The sequence below is a fragment of the Luteimonas panaciterrae genome, from assembly GCF_020511115.1.
Lineage (GTDB): Bacteria > Pseudomonadota > Gammaproteobacteria > Xanthomonadales > Xanthomonadaceae > Luteimonas > Luteimonas panaciterrae.
The window spans coordinates 1-700 of the sequence record NZ_JAJAVH010000083.1 but is presented as its reverse complement, the minus strand read 5'-3'; the positions used below and the strand labels follow the sequence as shown (position 1 = coordinate 700).

Annotated in this window: 2 protein-coding genes; both read right to left on the bottom strand. The window is 61.1% G+C overall.

Annotated elements, in window-relative coordinates:
* Positions 1–539 (bottom strand): DNA breaking-rejoining protein (locus LG367_RS18375; protein WP_226470724.1); only part of this gene is annotated, 539 nt, incomplete at its 3' end.
* 2 nt (positions 540–541) lie between these two features.
* Positions 542–694 (bottom strand): proprotein convertase P-domain-containing protein, encoded by a 153-nt coding sequence (locus LG367_RS18370; protein WP_226470726.1) that lies wholly within the window; start codon positions 692–694, stop codon positions 542–544.
* Between the last annotated feature and the right edge of the window lie 6 nt (positions 695–700).

Here is a 700-nt window from a genome sequence, read left to right as displayed (position 1 = left end):
CCCCGGATACCGGCGGCCCCCATGATTCGTGCCGTAGCGTCCAGCGCGGCATTCACTGAGTCGAACTCAACGCTTGCCATGCCCGCCGCTTTCGACGAGTACACCACCTTGCCCCCAGCCACCCGGGCAGCGCGTTGGATGGCGGCGGCATCGTCGGAGAACACCTTCACCCTGGAAGTCGCCACGACGGGTTGCCCGCTCTCAGAAACCGCAGCCACAAGCTTCGCATCGCCGGCGGATGCTGTCGGAGTTGCACTCTGCGTCCGCAAGCTGCCGGAAACTCGAGGCGACCAGATAATGGCGTAACCGCCGACCGTCGGAATGGAGGGGGCGGTATTCGCGTCCGCTTTCTTCACCTCAGCCGTGGGTACGAACGCGAACCGGGTATCGCCGACCTGGAAGGCTTTGCCGCCAACAGCGGCTCGCTGCAGTTGGGCACGCGCTTCTTTCTGTCGCGCCTCCTTCTGCGATTGAGCGTAAGCCGTGGATGTCACCGACACCACTGCACAGATTGAAAACAGGATTGTCTTGATTCTCATGGTCAATGTCCCAGAACACGGATCTTGAAGGATTTGAACTGGCCTCGTGGTGCGGCACCGTCTTTCAACCCCATATCGGCCACTTCCAGCGTCCATTTGCCGGGGCCCGGCTCATCGAGGAACGCATTGCTCGAGTTGAAATCCCACGTCGTCAAACCAGA